At 69.3% G+C, this 18,871-nt stretch carries 16 protein-coding genes; 5 read left to right on the top strand and 11 right to left on the bottom strand.

Annotated elements, in window-relative coordinates; all coding sequences use genetic code 11:
* The first annotated feature begins 45 nt into the window (after positions 1-45).
* Together V5F75_RS13490 and purB are read left to right on the top strand one after the other, a co-directional pair.
* Positions 46-1,338 carry a DNA polymerase IV gene (locus tag V5F75_RS13490; RefSeq protein WP_394034484.1) on the top strand — a complete coding sequence of 431 codons (1,293 nt, stop codon included), beginning with the start codon at positions 46-48 and terminating at the stop codon, positions 1,336-1,338.
* A gap of 82 nt (positions 1,339-1,420) precedes the next feature.
* On the top strand, positions 1,421-2,728 hold the full coding sequence (gene purB / locus V5F75_RS13485) for an adenylosuccinate lyase (RefSeq protein WP_394034485.1): 1,308 nt from the start codon (positions 1,421-1,423) through the stop codon (positions 2,726-2,728).
* A gap of 94 nt (positions 2,729-2,822) precedes the next feature.
* On the opposite strand, the gene V5F75_RS13480 is transcribed toward purB, so the two are convergent.
* The 7 genes from V5F75_RS13480 to purC form a co-directional block, all read right to left on the bottom strand.
* Complete coding sequence (locus V5F75_RS13480) at positions 2,823-3,092, bottom strand: hypothetical protein (protein WP_394034486.1); 270 nt, start codon at positions 3,090-3,092, stop codon at positions 2,823-2,825.
* Between the two features lie 75 nt (positions 3,093-3,167).
* Positions 3,168-3,506, bottom strand: coding sequence for a Grx4 family monothiol glutaredoxin (grxD, locus tag V5F75_RS13475; RefSeq protein WP_394034487.1), 339 nt, complete (start codon positions 3,504-3,506; stop codon positions 3,168-3,170).
* 181 nt (positions 3,507-3,687) lie between these two features.
* Complete coding sequence (locus V5F75_RS13470; RefSeq protein ID WP_393988320.1) at positions 3,688-3,927, bottom strand: BolA family protein; 240 nt, start codon at positions 3,925-3,927, stop codon at positions 3,688-3,690.
* A 144-nt stretch (positions 3,928-4,071) separates the two neighbouring features.
* Positions 4,072-6,282, bottom strand: a complete 2,211-nt coding sequence (gene purL, locus V5F75_RS13465; protein WP_394034488.1) for a phosphoribosylformylglycinamidine synthase subunit PurL — start codon at positions 6,280-6,282, stop codon at positions 4,072-4,074.
* A 28-nt stretch (positions 6,283-6,310) separates the two neighbouring features.
* A complete protein-coding gene (gene purQ, locus V5F75_RS13460) occupies positions 6,311-7,009 on the bottom strand; it encodes a phosphoribosylformylglycinamidine synthase subunit PurQ (RefSeq protein WP_394034489.1) in 699 nt (232 codons plus the stop codon).
* Positions 7,010-7,256: 247 nt separating this feature from the next.
* Positions 7,257-7,496 (bottom strand): phosphoribosylformylglycinamidine synthase subunit PurS, encoded by a 240-nt coding sequence (gene purS / locus V5F75_RS13455; protein WP_394034490.1) that lies wholly within the window; start codon positions 7,494-7,496, stop codon positions 7,257-7,259.
* Between the two features lie 143 nt (positions 7,497-7,639).
* Complete coding sequence (gene purC, locus V5F75_RS13450; RefSeq protein WP_234050378.1) at positions 7,640-8,434, bottom strand: phosphoribosylaminoimidazolesuccinocarboxamide synthase; 795 nt, start codon at positions 8,432-8,434, stop codon at positions 7,640-7,642.
* A 415-nt stretch (positions 8,435-8,849) separates the two neighbouring features.
* Between purC and V5F75_RS13445 the strand changes: the two genes are divergently transcribed.
* Positions 8,850-9,170 carry a DUF1476 domain-containing protein gene (locus V5F75_RS13445; RefSeq protein WP_394034491.1) on the top strand — a complete coding sequence of 107 codons (321 nt, stop codon included), beginning with the start codon at positions 8,850-8,852 and terminating at the stop codon, positions 9,168-9,170.
* 81 nt (positions 9,171-9,251) lie between these two features.
* Here V5F75_RS13445 and rpsD read toward each other — a convergent pair whose 3' ends face one another.
* Positions 9,252-9,869 (bottom strand): 30S ribosomal protein S4, encoded by a 618-nt coding sequence (gene rpsD, locus V5F75_RS13440; RefSeq protein ID WP_394034492.1) that lies wholly within the window; start codon positions 9,867-9,869, stop codon positions 9,252-9,254.
* 317 nt (positions 9,870-10,186) lie between these two features.
* Between rpsD and V5F75_RS13435 the strand changes: the two genes are divergently transcribed.
* Entirely contained in the window at positions 10,187-10,900 is a 714-nt protein-coding gene (locus V5F75_RS13435) for a type 1 glutamine amidotransferase (RefSeq protein ID WP_394034493.1), read from the top strand.
* A gap of 120 nt (positions 10,901-11,020) precedes the next feature.
* On the opposite strand, the gene V5F75_RS13430 is transcribed toward V5F75_RS13435, so the two are convergent.
* The 3 genes from V5F75_RS13430 to V5F75_RS13420 all read right to left on the bottom strand — a co-directional run bounded on the left by V5F75_RS13430 (position 11,021) and on the right by V5F75_RS13420 (position 13,548).
* Complete coding sequence (locus V5F75_RS13430) at positions 11,021-12,259, bottom strand: lytic murein transglycosylase (protein WP_394034494.1); 1,239 nt, start codon at positions 12,257-12,259, stop codon at positions 11,021-11,023.
* Positions 12,260-12,276: 17 nt separating this feature from the next.
* Positions 12,277-13,149, bottom strand: a complete 873-nt coding sequence (gene murI, locus V5F75_RS13425; RefSeq protein ID WP_394034495.1) for a glutamate racemase — start codon at positions 13,147-13,149, stop codon at positions 12,277-12,279.
* A gap of 78 nt (positions 13,150-13,227) precedes the next feature.
* Positions 13,228-13,548, bottom strand: coding sequence for a 2Fe-2S iron-sulfur cluster-binding protein (locus tag V5F75_RS13420; RefSeq protein WP_394034496.1), 321 nt, complete (start codon positions 13,546-13,548; stop codon positions 13,228-13,230).
* A gap of 326 nt (positions 13,549-13,874) precedes the next feature.
* Here V5F75_RS13420 and V5F75_RS13415 point away from each other — a divergent pair, with 326 nt between their 5' ends.
* Positions 13,875-18,845 carry an apolipoprotein A-IV repeat region-like domain-containing protein gene (locus tag V5F75_RS13415; protein ID WP_509212074.1) on the top strand — a complete coding sequence of 1,657 codons (4,971 nt, stop codon included), beginning with the start codon at positions 13,875-13,877 and terminating at the stop codon, positions 18,843-18,845.
* Positions 18,846-18,871 lie beyond the last annotated feature (26 nt).

Genomic DNA, 18,871 nt, shown 5'->3' with positions numbered 1-18,871 from the left:
CCCGCCCCCGTTGCGCCCGAGCACGGCACGCGGCAGAATCGGGCCATGCCCACCCTCCCCCCAGGCTTCTGCCGCGACTGCCTTGCCGATGTCGGCGACGGCCCCCGCTGCGACGCCTGCGGCAGCCCCCGCCTGGCGCGCCATCCGGAAATCGACACCCTCTCCATCGCCCATGTGGACTGCGACGCCTTCTTCGCGGCCGTGGAGAAGCGCGACAACCCGGCGCTCGCGGATGTTCCGCTCATCATCGGCGGCGGCAAGAGGGGGGTCGTCTCCACCGCCTGCTACATCGCGCGCATCTCCGGCGTGCGCTCGGCCATGCCCATGTTCAAGGCCAAGGCCCTGTGCCCGCAAGCCGTGGTGCTGCCGCCGAACATGGAGAAATACCGCATCGCCGGCCGGCAGGTGCGCGCCATGATGCAGGCGCTCACGCCCCTGGTGGAGCCGCTCTCCATCGACGAGGCCTTCCTCGACCTTTCGGGCACGCAGGCGCTCCACGGCCTCAGCCCGTCGCGCACCCTCGCCCGCTTCGCGCGGGAAGTGGAAGAGAAGGTGGGCATCACCGTCTCGGTCGGCCTCGCGCCCAACAAGTTCCTTGCCAAGACCGCTTCCGATCTCGACAAACCGCGCGGCTTCTCCGTGCTCGGGGCCGCGGAGGCGGCGGCCTTCCTGGCGCCCCGGCCGGTCACCTTCATCTGGGGCGTGGGCGCCGCCTTTGGCAGCCGGCTGGCGCGGGACGGCTTCCACACCATCGCCGACCTGCAGCGGGCGGAGGCCTCCGAGCTCGCCCGCCGCTATGGCGCGGAGGGGCTGCGCCTGTCCCGCCTCGCCCGCGGCATCGACACCCGCGCGGTGGAACCCCACCGTGAGGCGAAGAGCGTCTCGGCCGAAACCACGTTCGACACCGACATCAGCGCCCTGCGCCCCCTGGAGCAGACCCTCTATGGCCTGGCGGAGGAGGTGAGCGCCCGCCTGAAGCGCTCGGACCTCTCCGGCCGCACGGTGACGCTGAAGCTGAAGACGGCCGACTTCCGCCTGCGTACCCGCTCGCGCACCCTGGAGAGCCCCACCCGCCTCGCTGGCCGCATCTATGCCAGCGCCCATGAGCTGCTGCAGAAGGAAGCCGACGGCACACGCTTCCGGCTCATCGGGGTCGGCGTCTCCGAGCTGGAGCCGGGCAGCGCAGCCGACCCCGCCGACCTCGTGGACCCCTCCGCCGAGCGGCTGAAGGCGGCGGAGACCGCCATGGATGCGCTCGCCGCCAAGTTCGGGCGCGGCGCGGTCTCGCGCGGGCTGATGCTCGATTCCGATGTCCGCCAGCGGCGCAAGGGGCGGTGAGCTCCCACCCGTCACGGGCGCTACTCTTTCGGGCCGCGATCTGCTAGAGCCAGCCTTCGCCTGAGATTTCACGAGTGCTGCGATGATCCCCCGTTATAGCCGGCCCCAGATGGCCGACATCTGGTCGCCCGAAGCCCGCTTCCGCATCTGGTTCGAGATCGAGGCCCACGCCGCCGACGCCCTGGCAGAGCTGGGCATCGTGCCCAAGGAGGCGGCCGCCAAGATCTGGGAGCTGGGCGGCAAGGCCGAGTTCAACATCGACCGCATCGACGAGATCGAGCGGGAAGTGAAGCACGATGTCATCGCCTTCCTGACCCACCTCGCCGAGTTCATCGGCCCCGAGGCGCGCTTCGTGCACCAGGGCATGACCTCCTCCGACGTGCTGGACACCTGCCTCGCGGTGCAGCTCACCCGCGCCGCCGACCTGCTCATCGCCGATATCGATGCGCTGCTGAAGGTGCTGGAGCGCCGGGCGTTCGAGTTCAAGCTCACCCCCACGGTGGGCCGCTCCCACGGCATCCATGCCGAGCCCACCACCTTCGGCGTGAAGCTTGCCATCGCGGCGGCGGAGTTCCAGCGCGCCCGCGCGCGGCTGGTCGCCGCCCGCGCCGAGATTTCCACCTGCGCCATCTCCGGCGCGGTGGGCACCTTCGCCCACATCGACCCCCGCGTGGAAGAGCATGTGGCGGAGAAGCTCGGCCTCACCGTGGAGCCCGTCTCCACCCAGGTGATCCCGCGTGACCGCCACGCCATGTTCTTCGCCACCCTGGGCGTGGTCGCCTCCTCCGTGGAGCGGCTCGCCATCGAGGTGCGCCATCTCCAGCGCACCGAGGTGCTGGAGGCGGAGGAATATTTCTCCGAGGCCCAGAAGGGCTCATCGGCCATGCCACACAAGCGCAACCCGGTGCTCACCGAGAACCTCACCGGCCTCGCCCGTATGGTGCGCGCCTATGTGACGCCGGCGCTGGAGAACGTGGCGCTCTGGCACGAGCGCGACATCTCCCACTCCTCCGTGGAGCGCATGATCGGCCCCGACGCCACCGTGACCCTGGACTTCGCCCTCTCCCGCCTCACCGGCGTGATGGACAAGCTGGTGGTCCATACGGACAACATGCAGAAGAACATGGACAAGCTGGGCGGGCTCATCCACTCCCAGCGGGTGCTGCTGGCGCTGACCCAGAAAGGCGCGAGCCGCGAGGACAGCTATCGCCTCGTGCAGCGCAACGCCATGAAGGTCTGGCGCGGCGAGGGCGACTTCCGCACCTTCCTGCTGAACGATGCGGATGTGCGCAAGTATCTCTCCGAGGACGATATCAACGAGAAGTTCGACCTCGGCTACCACTTCAAGAACGTGGACACCATTTTCAGGCGCGTGTTTGGCCACGCCTGAAAACCGAAGCCGCAAAAGAAAAGGCCCGCCTCCCGGCGGGCCTTTTTTCATGCATGTGGCAGCCTGGCGCCTTGACCGGGCATTTGGCCCCGCCTCAAAGCGTTCCGATCAGAATGCCCAGAAGCAGCGCGATCACCGGCAGCCAGATGGTGGCGAGAGCAATGTCCCGCCGCCCGCGCCGCCACATGGGCAGCGCCAACAGAGGCGCGATGACGCACACGGCGAGCGTCAGGCTCCAGCCCAGGATGGCCGAGCCTTCGCCACCACCCCCCTGCCCCGCGCCAAACACCACGCCCGCGAGCGCCAGCAGCAGCACCACCAGCCCGGCATCGGCGAGAAGACCAAGCGTGACCGCCACTTTCATCACCCATCCCGCTGGCGCGGGAACGGGCGAAGGCGCCGGCTGCGGCGCCTCAACATCCTCTTCGCTCACGCGCGGTCAGCCGATGGCCTTGTCGCGGATGGCGATGCCTTTCTCCTCCAGGAGCGGGATCAGCTCGCCCGACTGGAACATCTCACGCACGATGTCGCAGCCGCCGATGAACTCGCCCTTGATGTAGAGCTGGGGAATGGTCGGCCAGTTGGCATATTCCTTGATGCCTTGGCGGACAGCATCGTTCTCCAGCACGTTCACGCCCTTGAAGGGCACGCCGACGTGATCGAGGATCTGCACCACCTGCCCCGAGAAGCCACACTGCGGGAACTGCGGGGTGCCCTTCATGAAGAGGACCACGTCCGACGACTTCACGATGCCGTCGATGTCTTCGCGAATGCCCATGAGATCGAATCCAAGCTGCCGGGCCGAAACATCCGGCCCACTGCCCTGAAGATCGGCCCTCCCCGGCCAAAGTGCAAGGTCCGCGTTCCGCCCAGCTTCCTGCCCCGCCACGCAAAAATGCCCGGGTCAGGCCCGGGCATGATGCTTGGAACTCGGTCGTGGCCCGGAGCCGACGGCCGGCTCAGCCCTTCTCGGGAACGGAGGTGTGCAGCGCCAGGGCGTGCAGTTCCCCGCCCATGGTGCCCCGCAGCGCCGCATAGACCATCTGGTGCTGCTGCACCCGGCTCTTGCCGCGAAACGCCTCCGAGACGATGCGGGCGGCATAGTGGTCCCCGTCCCCCGCGAGGTCCTCGATCATCACCGAGGCGTCGGGAAGGGCGGACTTGATGAGCGCTTCGATGTCGCGGGCCTGCATCGGCATGCGGGTCGATCCTCCGGCAAGGGCTCTTTGGCGTATCTTCAAGCGAGGTGGATACCCGTATCGCTTGAAGATGATGCGTATTCTCAACAGCTTCTGGCGATGGCCACGCGCCGGTGCGCGGGGCAACCGCTCATGGACGCGTCTTCAGGACGCGCCCATGTAGATGGGCAGCCACGTCTCGTGGCGGTCCCTGAGCGATTCGACGATGATCGAACGGTCGCCGGGCAGGATCAAGCGGTCGCCGCCGGTCTTGCCGAGCTTCGTCACCGGCACGCCGGCCGCCTGGGCGTGGCGGATGACCTCCACGCCGTGGCCCGAGGGCACCGTGACCACATAGCGCGCCTGATCCTCGCCGAACCACCAAGCGTAGGGGTCCATGCCCTCCGCCGGCGCTTCCAGCGAGGCGCCCATGTGGCCGGCCATGGCCATTTCCGCCAGCGCCACCAGCAGGCCGCCATCGGAAATGTCGTGCACCGCGGTCGCGATGCCATCCTGGATGAGGGCCCGCACGAAATCGCCGTTCCGCTTTTCCGCCACCAGGTCCACGGGCGGGGGCGCGCCCTCCTCCCGCTCGCATACCGTGGCGAGGAACGCAGAGGCGCCGAGCCAGCCCGTGGTCTTGCCGATGAGCAGGACCAGCTCGCCGGAGGCCTTGAAGTCCAGCGTCATCGCCTGGGCGAGATCGTCGATGAGACCAACGCCGCCGATGGACGGCGTGGGCAGGATCGCCTTGCCGTTGGTCTCGTTGTAGAGGCTCACGTTGCCGGAGACGATGGGGAAGTCCAGCGCCTCGCAAGCGGCGCCGATCCCCTTCACGCAGGCCACGAACTGGCCCATGATCTCAGGCTTCTCGGGGTTGCCGAAATTGAGGTTGTCCGTGGCCGCGATGGGCAGCGCGCCCACGGCGGTCAGGTTGCGCCACGCCTCGGCCACCGCCTGCTTGCCGCCCTCGAAGGGCCCGGCCTCGCAATAGCGGGGCGTCACGTCGGTGGTGAAGGCCAGCGCCTTGGGGCCGTCGTCCACCCGCACCACGGCCGCGTCACCGCCGGGCTTCTGCACGGTGTTGCCCAGGATGAGGTGGTCGTACTGCTCCCACACCCAGCGCTTGGAACACAGGTCCGGCGAGGCGATGAGGCGCTCCAGCGCATCCGCCACCGAGAGCGACGTGCGCACCTCGGCCGGGTCGATCACGGGGCGCTCGGCCGGTTCGTCGTAGGGCCGGTGGTATTCCGGCGCCTCGTCGCCAAGCTCCTTAATGGGCAGGTCGGCTTCCACCTCGCCCTTGTGCTTCACCACGAAGCGCAGGGTATCGGTGGTGTGGCCCACGATCGCGAAGTCGAGGCCCCATTTGCGGAAGATGGCCTCCGCCTCGTCCTCCTTGCCGTCGGCGATCACCATGAGCATGCGCTCCTGGCTCTCCGAGAGCATCATCTCATAGGCGGTCATGCCCTGTTCGCGGCAGGGCACGGCGTCGAGGTTCAGCTCCACGCCCAGGTCGCCCTTGGCGCCCATCTCCACCGCGGAGCAGGTGAGGCCAGCGGCGCCCATGTCCTGGATCGCCACCACGCAGCCCGCCTGCATGATCTCGAGGCACGCCTCCAGCAGCAGCTTCTCCGCGAAGGGGTCGCCCACCTGCACGGTCGGGCGCTTCTCCTCCGCGTCGGCTCCGAACTCCGCCGAGGCCATGGTGGCGCCGTGGATGCCGTCGCGCCCGGTCTTGGAGCCGAGGTAGACGATGGCGCGGCCCACGCCGGTCGCGGCGGCGTAGAAGATCTCATCCGTCTTGGCGATGCCGACCGCCATGGCGTTGACGAGGATGTTGCCGTTGTAGCGCTTGTGGAACCCTACCGAGCCGCCCACCGTGGGCACGCCGAAGGAGTTGCCATAGCCGCCGATGCCGGCCACCACGCCGGCCAGCAGGCGGCGGGTCTTGGCGTTGTGGCAATCGCCGAAGCGCAGCAGGTTGAGCGCCGCGATGGGGCGCGCGCCCATGGTGAACACGTCGCGCAGGATGCCGCCCACACCTGTTCCCGCGCCCTGGTAGGGCTCGATGAAGGAGGGGTGGTTGTGGCTCTCCATCTTGAAGACGACGGCCTGCCCGTCACCGATGTCGACCACGCCGGCGTTCTCGCCGGGGCCCTGGATCACCCGCGGGCCGGTGGTGGGCAGGGTGCGCAGCCACACCTTGGAGGACTTGTAGGAACAGTGCTCGTTCCACATGGCGGAAACGATGCCGAGCTCCGTGATGCTCGGCTCGCGACCGATGAGCTTCACGAAGTGCTCGTACTCCTCCGGCTTCAGGCCGTGCTCGGCCACCAGTTCCGGAGAGATGCGGGGCGTGTTGAGAAGGGTCACAGCGGGTCGATCCGAATTGGGGCGGGCGTCACGCCGCTTTGAGGGCGCCGGCGAGGCTTTCGAACAAGCCACGCCCGTCGGTCGGGCCGATCTCCGGCTCGATGTAGTTTTCCGGGTGCGGCATCATGCCGAGCACGTTGAACTTCTCGGAATAGATGCCGGCGATACCGTTGATGGAGCCGTTGGGGCCGTCGGTCTCGTCGATCTGGCCGTCCGGGCGGGCATAGCGGAAGGCGACGCGGCCTTCCTTCTCCAGCTCGGTGATGGTGGCCTCGTCGGCGGTGTAATTACCCTCGCCGTGGGCGACGGGGATGCGGATGAGGTCCGCCTTGCGATAGGCCTTGGTGAAGGCGGTATCGGCCCGCTCCACGCGCAGCAGCACCTCGCGGCAGACGAAGCGCAGGCGCGCGTTACGCACCAGCACGCCCGGCAGCAGCCCGGCCTCGCACAGGATCTGGAAGCCGTTGCAGATGCCAAGCACCAGTCCGCCCTTGGCGGCATGGGCACGCACCGCGTTCATGATGTTGGCGCGGGCGGCAATGGCGCCGCAGCGCAGGTAGTCGCCATAGGAGAAGCCGCCGGGCAGCACCACGAGATCGGTGCCCGCCGGCAGCTCATGCTCCGCGTGCCAGACGATGTTCGGCTTGGCGCCGGCGACGAGCCTCAGGGCACGCGCGGCATCCCGCTCACGATTGGAGCCGGGGAAGAGGATGACGGCAGGTTTCATGGTCTCTCTATGGGCGACGGCGCTGTCCGGGCGGCGTGCGATGCGCAGGGCGGGCGCACCGTGACCGTCCGCGAGCACGAAGGTGGCGCCATGGGGTGGTTCACGTCCTGCTGAAAGCCTGCGGCCGGCACGCGGACACCAAGGGCCTTCCGCCAGCGGCCATCCGGCCGGGCGTCATGGATCCGCTCTCTCGCGATCTCAGCCATGGCGTCCCTTCGGCGGCACCGGCATGCAGCTGACCTCAGGCTCAGGCGAACTCGATCCGGTAGGTCTCGATAACGGTGTTCGCCAGCAGCTTGTCGCAGGCTTCCTTCAGGGAGGTTTCGGCGGTGTCGCGGTCGTTGCCGGCGAGTTCCACGTCGAACACCTTGCCCTGGCGCACGCTCTGCACCCCGTTGACGCCGAGCGAGCGCAGCGCGCCCTCGATGGCCTTGCCCTGCGGGTCAAGCACCGCCGACTTCAATGTGACGATCACGCGTGCCTTCATGACACCTTCTCTCGTTTCGCGCGCCGCGCGCGCCGGTTTCCGCGGCGCCGGCCAGCCGGCACGGCCTGGGCCGAACGCAAACGGGGGCCTCAGGGCCCCCGCGTAGCACTATTTGCCGACCGGGCTCAATGCGCCGTCCGGCCTCACTTGACCAGCACCGGGCCCTTGCCCTGGGTGTTCTCGTTCTCCATGAGGATGCCGAGCCGGCGCGCCACTTCCGTGTAGGCCTCGACCAGCCCGCCCATGTCGCGGCGGAAACGATCCTTGTCCAGCTTGTCGTTGGACTTGATGTCCCACAGCCGGCACGAATCGGGGCTGATCTCGTCGGCGACGACGATCCGCATCATGTCGTTTTCCCAGAGGCGACCGCATTCCATCTTGAAGTCCACGAGACGGATGCCGACGCCGAGGAAAAGGCCGGACAGGAAATCGTTGACGCGGATCGCGAGCGCGATGATGTCGTCGATCTCCTGGGTGGTGGCCCAGCCGAAGGCGGTGATGTGCTCTTCCGACACCATCGGGTCGTTGAGCGCGTCGTTCTTGTAGTAGAACTCGATGATCGAGCGCGGCAGCTGGGTGCCTTCCTCGATTCCGAGCCGGGTGGAGAGCGAGCCGGCCGCGACATTGCGCACCACGATCTCCAGCGGGATGATCTCCACCTCGCGGATCAGCTGCTCGCGCATGTTCAGGCGGCGAATGAAGTGAGTCGGCACGCCAATATCGTTCAACCGGGAGAAGACGTACTCCGAGATCCGGTTGTTGAGCACGCCCTTGCCATCGATGACATCGTGCTTCTTGGCGTTGAAGGCGGTCGCGTCATCCTTGAAGTGCTGGATGAGAGTGCCGGGCTCCGGGCCTTCATAGAGGACCTTCGCCTTGCCTTCGTAGATACGGCGGCGGCGCGACATGGGTGTATACCGTCGATTGAGGAAATCCATGGGTGTGCCAAGGCTCCGTTCTGGTGACGCTCCTCGGCGGGGCGCGGCTGGCTGTCGGACAGTTGAAACCGAACCCGAGCGGACACTAGCCGATCCCGAGCCCGGACACAACGCAACTGCGTCAATCATGCAAACGTCGCAGACTTTTCGCCGGCAAACGGTATGCTGTTCCCTCCTGCCCCGCTTTGTCTCGTCTCACCTTCCGACGGAAAGGCTTCTTCCTGATTCTGCGATGGGTTACGATGGCGTTCGCGATGACACGACCGCGACATGGGGCAGCGGGCGACTGCCGTTGATCTAGAGAGAGGTGCCCTATATTCAAGGCACGCGCGCGGGCGACAGGACGCTTCTGGGCACCGTGCTAATCAATCCCGGTTCCAAGCCGGTTACGAAAATCGTCACGAAGAGGGCTACGATGACCACGTTCGACAAGCGCGAGGAAGGGTTTGAAAAGCGCTTCGCGCTGGACGAGGAAAGCCGCTTCAAGGCGCTCGCCCGTCGCAACAAGAAGCTTGGCCTGTGGGCCGCGCAAAAGCTCGGCCTCTTCGGAGAGGCAGCGGAGGCCTACGCCAAGGAAGTGGTGATCGCCGATCTCGAGGAAGCCGGCGACGAGGATGTGTTCCGCAAGCTGCGCACGGACTTCGACGCCAAGGGCGTCGCCGTTTCCGACCACCAGATTCGCCGGAGCATGGACGAGTTCCTGGCCGCCGCGGCCGAGGAGCTGAAGGCGGGCTGACCCGCTCTTCCCGCCGACGCTCCGCTCCAACAAAAAAGGCCGCCCCGAAGGGCGGCCTTTTCCTTGTCCTCGCCGAAGCGATCAGCGCGAGTAGAACTCGACCACCAGGTTCGGTTCCATCTGCACCGGATAGGGCACCTCGTTCAGCTCGGGCACGCGGGCGAAGCGCACCGCGGGCTTGCTGGCGTCGACCTCGAGATAATCGGGCACGTCGCGCTCGCCGAGCTGCTGGGCCTCGAGCACGAGGGCCAGCTGGCGGGAGGATTCCTTCACCTCGATCACGTCACCCACCTTCACGAGGTAGGACGGGACGTTCAGGCGCTTGCCGTTGACCTTGATGTGGCCATGCGACACGAACTGGCGGGCGGCGAAGATGGTGGGCACGAACTTGGCGCGGTACACCACGGCGTCCAGGCGGCGCTCCAGGAGGCCGATCAGGTTCGCACCGGTGTCGCCCTTCAGGCGGCCGGCTTCCACATAGGTCTTGTGGAACTGCTTCTCGCCGATGGGGCCGTAATAGCCCTTCAGCTTCTGCTTGGCGCGCAGCTGAACGCCGAAGTCGGACAGCTTGCCCTTGCGGCGCTGGCCATGCTGGCCGGGGCCGTACTCGCGGCGGTTCACCGGGCTCTTGGAGCGGCCCCAGATGTTCTCGCCAAGACGGCGGTCGATCTTGTGCTTGGCCGCAATGCGCTTGCTCATGTAACGCGGATCCTTGATGTTCTGATGTTAAGTGGGATCGCGCCCCTCCTCTGCGGACGCCCTCCGGCCCGGGGGCTCGAAGGTCTTCCGCCGACAGGCCCTTGCAGCGCGCTGCCGCAAGACGCCACGGGTGCGTGAAACGCCAAACGGGCCGAAGGCGGCCCGAAAGGTTCGCGCCTCTTAAGGGCTCACGCGCGGGAAGTCAACGTTTGCCGCCTACCCGATCAAAAAGGCATCCCGCCCTGCCCGTCATTTGGCCTTGCGGACGCACCGCTTGCCTCTAGCTTCCGGCCAGCTTTCACCGGAGCCGCTTCCCCATGAAGATCCTCGTGTTCCAGCACGTCGCCGCCGAGCACCCCGGCAGCTTCCGCGACCTCATGAAGGCCGACGGCATCGCATGGCACCCGGTGGAGCTGGACGAGGGCGAGACGATTCCGCCCCTCGACGGCTATGACGTGCTGATGGTGTTCGGCGGCCCCATGGACGTGTGGCAGGAGGCGGAGCACCCCTGGCTGGTGCCGGAGAAGGCCGCCATCCGCGAGTGGGTGGCGAAGGATCGGCCCTATCTCGGCGTGTGCCTCGGCCACCAGTTGCTCGCCGATGCGCTGGGCGGCAAGGTGGGCCTCATGGCGAAGCCGGAGGTCGGGGTCACGGAGGTGTCGCTGACCGCCGCCGGCCGCGAGGCGGCGCTGTTCCGGGGCCTCGCCCCCACATTCCCCACCTTGCAGTGGCACGGCGCGGCGGTGCTGGAAGCGCCGGCGGGCGCCGCCATCCTCGCCGAGAATGCGCACTGTCCCATTCAGGCCATCCAGGTGGGCCGGCGCGCCTTCGGCATCCAGTATCATGTGGAGCTCACCGACGCGACGGTGCCCGAATGGGGCGCCATCACGGAATACCGCTGCGCCCTGGAGGCCATCACCGGCCCCGGCGGACAGGCGGCGCTCGAAGCCGCCACGCGGGAGAAGATGCCGGTGTTCCAGGCCGCCGCGAGGCAGCTCTATGCCAACTTCAAGGCCGTGATCGCGAGCTGAGCGCCACGCTCCGGCGCGCTGGAGCGTGTCCCTGTTTCATGGAATCGGGGAAACGTTCCAGATTCGCGGGTTGACGCGTTTTCTTCAGGCGAACCGGTCTCCACTTCGCCCGAAAACGCTCTATCGCCCCTGGCGCAGGGCGTTCAGCACCTCGATGGAGGCATAGCCGTCGGCGGGCGCGATGCCGGCCTTCTGCTGGAAGGCGCGCACGGCGCGCATGGTGTCTGCGCCCACGCGCCCATCGGTGCCGCCGGTCCCGAAGCCGGCGGCGGTCAGGCGCTGCTGCACCTCCTGCACCTCGGCCAGGGTGAGCGCCCGCTCGCCGCCCGGCCAGGGGGTGACGAACGGCCCCTCCCCCATGATGCGGTCGCCCAGATGCACCACCGCGAGCGCATAATTGGAGGAGGGATTGTAGGAGCGCACGGCATAGAAATTGTGGAACAGCAGCAGCGCCGGCCCGCCCGGCCCGCCGGGCAGCCACAGGCGCGCCGCCTCGTCGTAGCCGGAGAGCGAGCGGCCATCCACGGTGGTGGCGCCGAGGTCGCCCCATTGGGAGAGCGGCCGCCATGTCTTGTTGTCGGCGAAGGCGGTGTTGAAGCCCGCCGGCAGCTTCGTTTCCACGCCCCAGGGCTCGCCGCGCCGGTACTTGCCGCGCTTCACCAGATAGTTGGCGGTGCCGGCGAGGGCATCATCCGGCTTGCCGAAGGGCGAGATGCGCCCGTCACCGTCGAAGTCCACGCCCATGTTGAGCCACACCTCGGGCATCCATTGGGTGTGGCCCATGGCGCCGGCCCAGGAGCCCGTCATCTCCTGCGGCGTGCCCCAGCCGCGCTGGACGATGACCAGGGCGTTCAGCAGCTCCGCCTCCCAATAGGTGCGGCGGCGCGGATCGCCCCACGCGAGGGCGGCCAGGGAGGGGAAGATGGGCTTCATGTGCTTGGGATTGTCGAGCACATCGCCGAAGGCGCTCTCCATGCCCCAATAGCCGAGCATCACCCGCCGATCGACGCCGAACGCCTGCTCGATGCGGCCGAACAGGCCCGCATATTGCCGCGCGCGCTCCTGGCCGGTGGCGATGCGCCAATCGGAAACGCGCCGATTGAGATATTGCCAGGTCTGCTCCGTGAACTCCGGCTGCGCCCGGTCCTGAGCGTAGACGCTGGTGTCCGGCTTTAGGCCGCGGAACACCTCGTCATAGGTGGCATCCGAGACGCCGCGGGCGCGGGCCCGTGCGCGGAACTGCTCCACCCAGGCGGGAAAGGGCTTGGCCGCCTTCTGCGCGAAGGCGGGGGCGGCGCCCAGCAGAGCGGCCCCCAGCAGGCCGAACGAGACGGCGCGGCGGTCGACCCGAACGGCCATGAAATCCTCCTTGTGTGTCAGCTCGCCGCGGCCAGCGGCCAGGGCAGCACGTCCGGCAGCGCCACCGCGCGCCCGATCACGGCGGCAATGCGCGCGCCATCGAGCGGGCGGGCGGTTGAGATCAAGCGCACCAGCGGGCGCGACAGGCTACGCTCCGGTGCGGAACCGAGGAGCTGCGTCACCCGCCGCGCGATGGCGGGGGCCGGGTCCACCCAGGAAACCGGCCAGGGGGCGAGCCGCTCCAGCCATGGGCGCAGCAGGGGATAATGGGTGCAGGCCAGTACCACGGTGTCGGTGCGGCGGCCGTCACGGTCCACGAAGCAGGGCGCGATCTCGGAGCGGATGGCGTCATCCGTCACCGCGCGGCCGGCGAGCGCGTCCTCCGCGAGGGCGGCGAGGCGAACGCTCGGCACCAGGGTGACATCGCACTGGGCGGCGAAGGCGCGGATGAGGCCGGCGGTGTAGTCCCGCCGTACGGTGCCGGGGGTGGCGAGAATGCTGACCCGGCCGCTGAGGGAGGCCGCGCAGGCCGGCTTCACCGCAGGCACGGTGCCCACGAAAGGCATGGGATGGCGCGCCCTGAGCGCCGGCAGCACCACGGTGGAGGCCGTGTTGCAGGCGATTACCACCAGGGCGGGGGCGGTCAGCGCGATGAGCCGGCCGAGAACGTCGTCCACCCGCGCCACGAGGGCGTGGTCGCTCAGGCCGCCATAGGGGAAGCCGGCGTCATCGGCGGCATAGACGAAGTGGGCGTCGGGCCGGGCATGGGCCACCTCGCGGAACACGGACAGCCCGCCGACACCGGAATCGAACACGAGGATGGTCGGCGCCGGAGCGTTGGCGGGCGGCACGGCAGCAGGTCTCCCGGCGGAAGCGGTGACGGATGGCATGGTCTATCCCCCACGGCGCAGGCGACAGTGTGGCGCCCCGGCGTAAAGGAAACATGAGCACCGCCCCGCCGGGGCGCGTCAGCCCTGGTTCTCGGGCGTGCGCAGCACCAGGCCTTCGAGCTCCGTCGTGAGCTTGATCTGGCAGGAGAGGCGCGAGTTGGGGCGCACGTCGGTCGCGAAGTCCAGCATGCCCTCCTCCATCTCGGAGGGCTCGCCCACCTTATCGAGCCATGCTTCGTCCACATAGACGTGGCAGGTGGCGCAGGCGCAGGCCCCGCCGCATTCCGCCACGATGCCGGGCACGCCGTTGCGCACCGCCGCCTCCATGGCCGTGGCGCCCTCGGGCGCCTCCACCTTGTGGGAGGTGCCGTCGAATTCGATGAAAGTGATCGCGACCATGGTTCCGCCGTAACCGCGCCGAATGGATTGAAGTCCTTCCAGGGAAGGCCGAGCCGCCTATAGCCCCAACGCCCCGGCGAGGCCAGCACCGATGCGCGCACACCCCGCTGCCACCGGGATTAACGATATCTTCATTCTCGGAAGACGGCCGGTTCAAAGCCTTCAGCGCGAAGGCTATCATAAGAAACAGTAAACCATTTCCATGGGTGCGCGCGGCCGGTGGGCCGGGTGCCGCCATGGCCTCGCAAGACAGGCGCTTGGTGAGCCGGCAGGTGATGCCGGAAGCCTGCTCCGAAGGCAAAGGCGACGGCGACATGAAGACTCCGATGAAGATCCAGGATCCGACCGAGGTCGCCCTCTCGGCGATTCAGGAGGCGCTGACGCTGGAGCTGGACAACGCCGAGCAGGCCCGCGCGGCGCGGGAGACCGAGCCCGTCGAGCCCCTGGAGGCGGAGGACGCCCTGCCGGAGCTGCCCGAGCCCGAGGCGCAGGAGCCCCTCGCCATCGCGGAACGTCCCCTGCCCCGGCCGGATCGTCCCCTGCCCGCTCCGGGCGTGCGGCCCATCGGCCGGCGTGCCCAGCGCGACGCCGACGCCGACGCCGAGCCGCGCCGCGAAGCGCCCCGCCGCGCCGCTGACGGCCGCGGCGGCGACCGCCGCGCCGCCAATGACGATCGCCAGAGCGTGGGCCGCGTGGTGAACCAGCTCCAGCGGCGCCCCTCGGCCGCGCCCTACTGGTGGGCCGCGGCGGTCTCGCTGCTGTGGGTGGCCGTCGGTGTCGCCCTCGCCTACACCTACCACCGGGGCCTGATGGCCAGCTCGGAAGGCATCCAGTCGCTCGCCAACTCGCCGGTGCTGCTCGGCGTGTTTGCCTCCATCCTGGTGCCGCCGCTGGCTTTCTTCGGCATGGCGGTGCTGATCCGCCGCTCGCAGGAATTGCAGGCCATCGCCCGCTCCATGGCCGAGGTGGCCATGCGCCTCGCCGAGCCGGAAGCCCTCGCCACCGACACCGTGGTGAACGTGGGCCAGGCCGTGCGCCGCGAGGTGGCGGCCATGGGCGACGGGCTCGACCGCGCCGTCTCCCGCGCCGGTGAGCTGGAAGCCATGGTGCGCACCGAGGTCTCGCTGCTGGAGCGCGCCTACGAGGACAACGAGGTGCGCATCCGCACCCTCATCGACGAGCTCCAGGCCGAGCGCCACAACATCCAGATCGAAACGGAGCGCCTGCGCGACGGCATCGCCGGCGCCGAGACCGTGCTCTCCAACGAGGTGCGCGACGCCTCCGCCCGTATCCACGAGACCATGCTCATCGCCAGCGAGCGCGTCACGGAGATCCTGGGCGAGAAGGGCGAGCACATCACCTCCGCCCTCGCCCGCGTGGGCGATTCCATGATCGACGGCCTCACCGCCAAGGGCACCGAGCTGATCGACCGCCTGCAGATCACCGGCACCGAGATCCGCCAGGATCTCTCCAATTCCGCCGACGCCATGGTGCAGACGCTCAAGTCGCGCACCGACGACCTCGCCTCCAACCTGCTGTCCACCACCTCCGACGTGGCGGTGCTGATCGACCGCTGGGGCGAGGACGTCAACGTCAACCTGGAACGCCTGAAGAAGAACATCGACGACACGCTGGCGGAGAACGGCGGCAACCTCACCGTCGAGATCGCCGCCCGCATCGATGCCGCGAGCGAGGCCTTCCGCGGCGCCACCGAGGCCATCGTGGCCGATTTCGGCACCCGCGGCGCCGACCTGGTGAAGCATCTGGAGACCAGCGGCGAGGCCATCGGCCGGAACCTCGGCGATCGCAGCGCCGAGGTGGCGGCGCGCATCGCCGGCACCAGCGATGCCTTCCGCGCCGCCACCGAGGCCGCGATCGCCGACTTCGACAATCGCGGCACCGCCCTCGTGGCGCAGATCGAGCGCTCCGGCGAGGCCATCACCGGCGCGCTCTCCAGCCAGGGCGAGGCCATCGCCGAGCGCGTGGGCACCTCCAGCGACACCTTCCGCGCGGCAGCCGAAGCCACCGTGGCCGACTTCGACAACCGCGGCGCCGCCCTCGTGGCGCAGCTCGAGCGGTCCGGCGAAACCATCACCGGCGCGCTCTCCAGCCAGGGCGAGGCCATCGCCGCGCGGGTGGGCGCCGCCAGCGACGCCTTCCGCACGGCCACCGAGGCCGCCGTGGCCCATTTCGACGACCGCGGCGCGGCGCTGGTGGCGCAGCTCGAGAAGAGCGGCGACAACCTCACCGGCGCCATCGTGGGCCGCGCCGACGAGCTGGCCGAGCGTGTCGGCATGGCCGGGGACCTCTTCCGCGCCACCGCCGAGGCCGCCGTCTCCGACTTCGACAGCCGCGGCACCGCGCTGGTGCTGCAGCTGGAGCGCACCGGCGAGATCATCAACGAGACCATCGCCACCCGCGGCGGCGATATCGCCGCACGCATCGAAGGCACCAGCCAGCGCATCGTGGACGCCATCGCCGTGCGCGGCGAGAGCCTGCCCCAGCGCCTCGCCGAGGCGGGCGACCGCGTGGCCGCCAGCCTCGACCGCTCCGCCGCCCAGATCGGCGCGGGCCTCGCCGACCGGGGCGACGAGATCGCCGCCGCGCTTACCGCCACCAGCGCCGATGTCACCGATCGCCTCTCCGCCGTGGGCAACCAGCTCACCAAGGCCATCGGCGCGCGCGGCAGCAAGGCCACCGACGCCTTCCGCGAGACGGCGGAAACCCTGGTGGCCGGCATCGGCACCAAGGGCGACGCCATCAAGGAGATGCTCGGCACCCACCTCAAGGCCATCGACGAGGCCTTCTCCGTGCAGGGCGCGGCGCTGGCGGACCGCCTGCACCACGACGGCACGGCCTTCGCCCGCGCGGTGAACGACGGTGTGCGCGCCTTCGACAACACCGTGAAGCTGCAGGCCCCCGAGCTGATCGACCAGATCAACCTGCGCGTGAACGAGGTGAACGAGAACCTGCGGCTCGCGGTGGACAATCTCGACGAGCGCCTCGCCTCCACCACCTCCAACGTGGCCGGCGCCCTCGACCAGCGCATCGCCCGCATCGAGCAGACCTTGGACCAGCGCGCCCAGAGCCTCACCGAGACCCTGGCGAGCCGCACCGTCAACCTTGCCCGCACGCTGGCGGACGGCACCGCCAGCGCCACCGCCGCCCTCGACAAGTCGGTGGACACGCTGGACGGCTTCTTCGCCAGCCGCAACAAGGTCCTGGGCGAGGTGCTCATGGAGCGCGCCGAGGTGGTGCACCGCGCCCTCGGCGGTCGCGCCCAGGAGATCGCCAGCCTGCTGGACGGCCGCGTCCACCGCATCGAGGAGCTGGTGCTCGGCCGCCTCGACGGCGTGGCCAAGGAGCTGGAAGTCCGCGGCGGCGCCATCGCCGACACCCTGGCGAGCCGCGTGGAGAGCGTCTCCGGCACGCTGAAGACCAATGCGGCCGAGGTGGAGCGCTCGCTCACCGACCTGTCGCTCAATGTCGGCCAGGCCCTCACCGGCCACGCCGAGAAGGTGGCGGACGCGCTCGGCACCCGGCTGAACGAGATCGCCCACCTCATCGACGACAAGAACGGCGCCTTCCTGGTGGCCCTGGAGCGCACCAGCCAGCGTGCCGTGTCGGAGATCACCGCCACCAACACCGCCCTCAAGGGCGATGTGCAGGCCATCATCGAGCGCCTGGGCGAGGCCAACTCCACCTTCCAGAACGCCATGTCCGGCGCCGTGAGCAACCTCGGCGACTTCTCCGGCACCTTCGCCCGGCAGGTGGAGGACTTCGGCTCCACGGTGGAGAGCATCGGCCGCACGGCCGACGCCACCGCCCAGCGCTTCGACACCCAGATCACCGCCCTCAAGGGCCTGTCCGGCACCACGCTCTCGGAGATCAACACCCTCACCGAGCGCCTGGAGCAGCAGGGCCGCTCCCTGGGCGAGGCCTCCCAGGCCCTGGGCACCACCCAGGAGCGGGTCGAGGCCACCCTCAACGCCCGCCGCGCCGCCCTGGAGGAGCTCGGCGGCGCCATGACCGCCCGCGTCGCCGACATGGACGGCCGCATGCAGCACTTCCATGCCATGCTGGAGGATGCCTTCAAGGCCGCCCAGGACCGCGCCCGCGAGATCGCCGGCGTGGTGTCCGAGGCCGCTTCAGGCTCCACCAAGGCCATGGAAGGCCAGATCGACCTGATGCGCGAGGCCGCCGACACCGAGCGCACGCGCATGGCCGCCGCCCTGAAGCAGACCTACGAGGCCGCGCTCCAGGACGTGCAGCGCATGTTCGGTGACACCGGCGCCCAGTTCACCTCCGCCGCGCGGGAGCTGAAGCGCACCACGGAGGAGGTTCAGCAGGCCATCGAGCTCGCTCGCGCCGAAATGAAGCGCGGCATCCTGGAGCTGCCCGCCGAGACCGAGGCGAGCGCCGCCACCATGCGCCGCGCCGTGGCCGAGCAGATCAAGGCCCTCGCCGAGCTGAACGAGATCGTCGCCCGCCAGGGCCACGCCTTCGACGTGGTGGAGGCCGGCGCCCGCGCTTCGGTGCAGGATCTCGCCCTCGCCTCGGTGGCGCGCGAGGTGGAGCACGCGCTCCCCGTCCAGGCCGAGCCGGCGGAGCGTCCCGCCCCGGGCCGCCGCATCCCCACCCTGCCCCGCCGCGCCGAGGCGGAAGCCGCGCCCCTGCCGGCGGCGCCCGCCGCCCCCGAGGTGCATGCGCCCGTGGCCGAGGTCCAGACCCCGGCCGAGGCCGCGGCACCCCTCACCGACCACGAGGAGCTGCTGAGCGAGCTGCTCGCCGTGGCGGCCGGTGACCTGCGGCAGGAGGAGGCTCGCCGGGAGGAAACCCACGAGCCCGAGCCCGAGACCCGGCAGGAAGAGACCCGTCTCGAGGCCGCGCCCCGCCGCCGGCCAGAGAGCTTGGTGCCTCCGCGCCGCCCGGCCGCCCGCCCGGCCCCGCGGCCGGCGCCCGAGACCATCGAGGCGCTGACCGCCGACATCGGCCGCGTCATCGACACCGCCGCGGCCGCCGAGTGCTGGGACCGCCGCCTGAAGGGCCAGCGCGGCGCCTTCACCCGGCGCATCTACACCCTCCACGGCCTCCAGGCCTTCGAGGCGATCCGCCGGCGCCACCAGGAAGAGCCCGGCTTCCGCGAAGAGGTGAACCGCTACATCGGCGATTTCGATCGCCTGCTGGAACAGGCCAGCGCCGGTGAGCGGGGCGATGTGCTCGCCCGCACCTACCTCACATCGGACTCGGGCAAGGTCTACACCCTGCTCGCCCATGTGGCCGGCCGCCTCGACTGAGGCGGCACAGGGCCCCCGGCGCGTGG

Source organism: Xanthobacter albus (genome assembly GCF_043194895.2).
Taxonomy (GTDB): Bacteria; Pseudomonadota; Alphaproteobacteria; order Rhizobiales; family Xanthobacteraceae; genus Xanthobacter.
This window is presented reverse-complemented; position numbering and strand designations above follow the sequence as displayed.

Excerpts from the sequence above, each read along its gene's own strand:
- V5F75_RS13490 (WP_394034484.1), top strand. The coding sequence starts at position 46 with ATGCCCACCCTCCCCCCAGGCTTCTGCCGCGACTGCCTTGCCGATGTC.
- purB (WP_394034485.1), top strand. The coding sequence starts at position 1,421 with ATGATCCCCCGTTATAGCCGGCCCCAGATGGCCGACATCTGGTCGCCC.
- V5F75_RS13480 (WP_394034486.1), bottom strand. The coding sequence starts at position 3,092 with ATGAAAGTGGCGGTCACGCTTGGTCTTCTCGCCGATGCCGGGCTGGTG.
- grxD (WP_394034487.1), bottom strand. The coding sequence starts at position 3,506 with ATGGGCATTCGCGAAGACATCGACGGCATCGTGAAGTCGTCGGACGTG.
- V5F75_RS13470 (WP_393988320.1), bottom strand. The coding sequence starts at position 3,927 with ATGCCGATGCAGGCCCGCGACATCGAAGCGCTCATCAAGTCCGCCCTT.
- purQ (WP_394034489.1), bottom strand. The coding sequence starts at position 7,009 with ATGAAACCTGCCGTCATCCTCTTCCCCGGCTCCAATCGTGAGCGGGAT.
- purS (WP_394034490.1), bottom strand. The coding sequence starts at position 7,496 with ATGAAGGCACGCGTGATCGTCACATTGAAGTCGGCGGTGCTTGACCCG.
- purC (WP_234050378.1), bottom strand. The coding sequence starts at position 8,434 with ATGGATTTCCTCAATCGACGGTATACACCCATGTCGCGCCGCCGCCGT.
- V5F75_RS13445 (WP_394034491.1), top strand. The coding sequence starts at position 8,850 with ATGACCACGTTCGACAAGCGCGAGGAAGGGTTTGAAAAGCGCTTCGCG.
- rpsD (WP_394034492.1), bottom strand. The coding sequence starts at position 9,869 with ATGAGCAAGCGCATTGCGGCCAAGCACAAGATCGACCGCCGTCTTGGC.
- V5F75_RS13435 (WP_394034493.1), top strand. The coding sequence starts at position 10,187 with ATGAAGATCCTCGTGTTCCAGCACGTCGCCGCCGAGCACCCCGGCAGC.
- V5F75_RS13430 (WP_394034494.1), bottom strand. The coding sequence starts at position 12,259 with ATGGCCGTTCGGGTCGACCGCCGCGCCGTCTCGTTCGGCCTGCTGGGG.
- murI (WP_394034495.1), bottom strand. The coding sequence starts at position 13,149 with ATGCCATCCGTCACCGCTTCCGCCGGGAGACCTGCTGCCGTGCCGCCC.
- V5F75_RS13420 (WP_394034496.1), bottom strand. The coding sequence starts at position 13,548 with ATGGTCGCGATCACTTTCATCGAATTCGACGGCACCTCCCACAAGGTG.
- V5F75_RS13415 (WP_509212074.1), top strand. The coding sequence starts at position 13,875 with ATGAAGATCCAGGATCCGACCGAGGTCGCCCTCTCGGCGATTCAGGAG.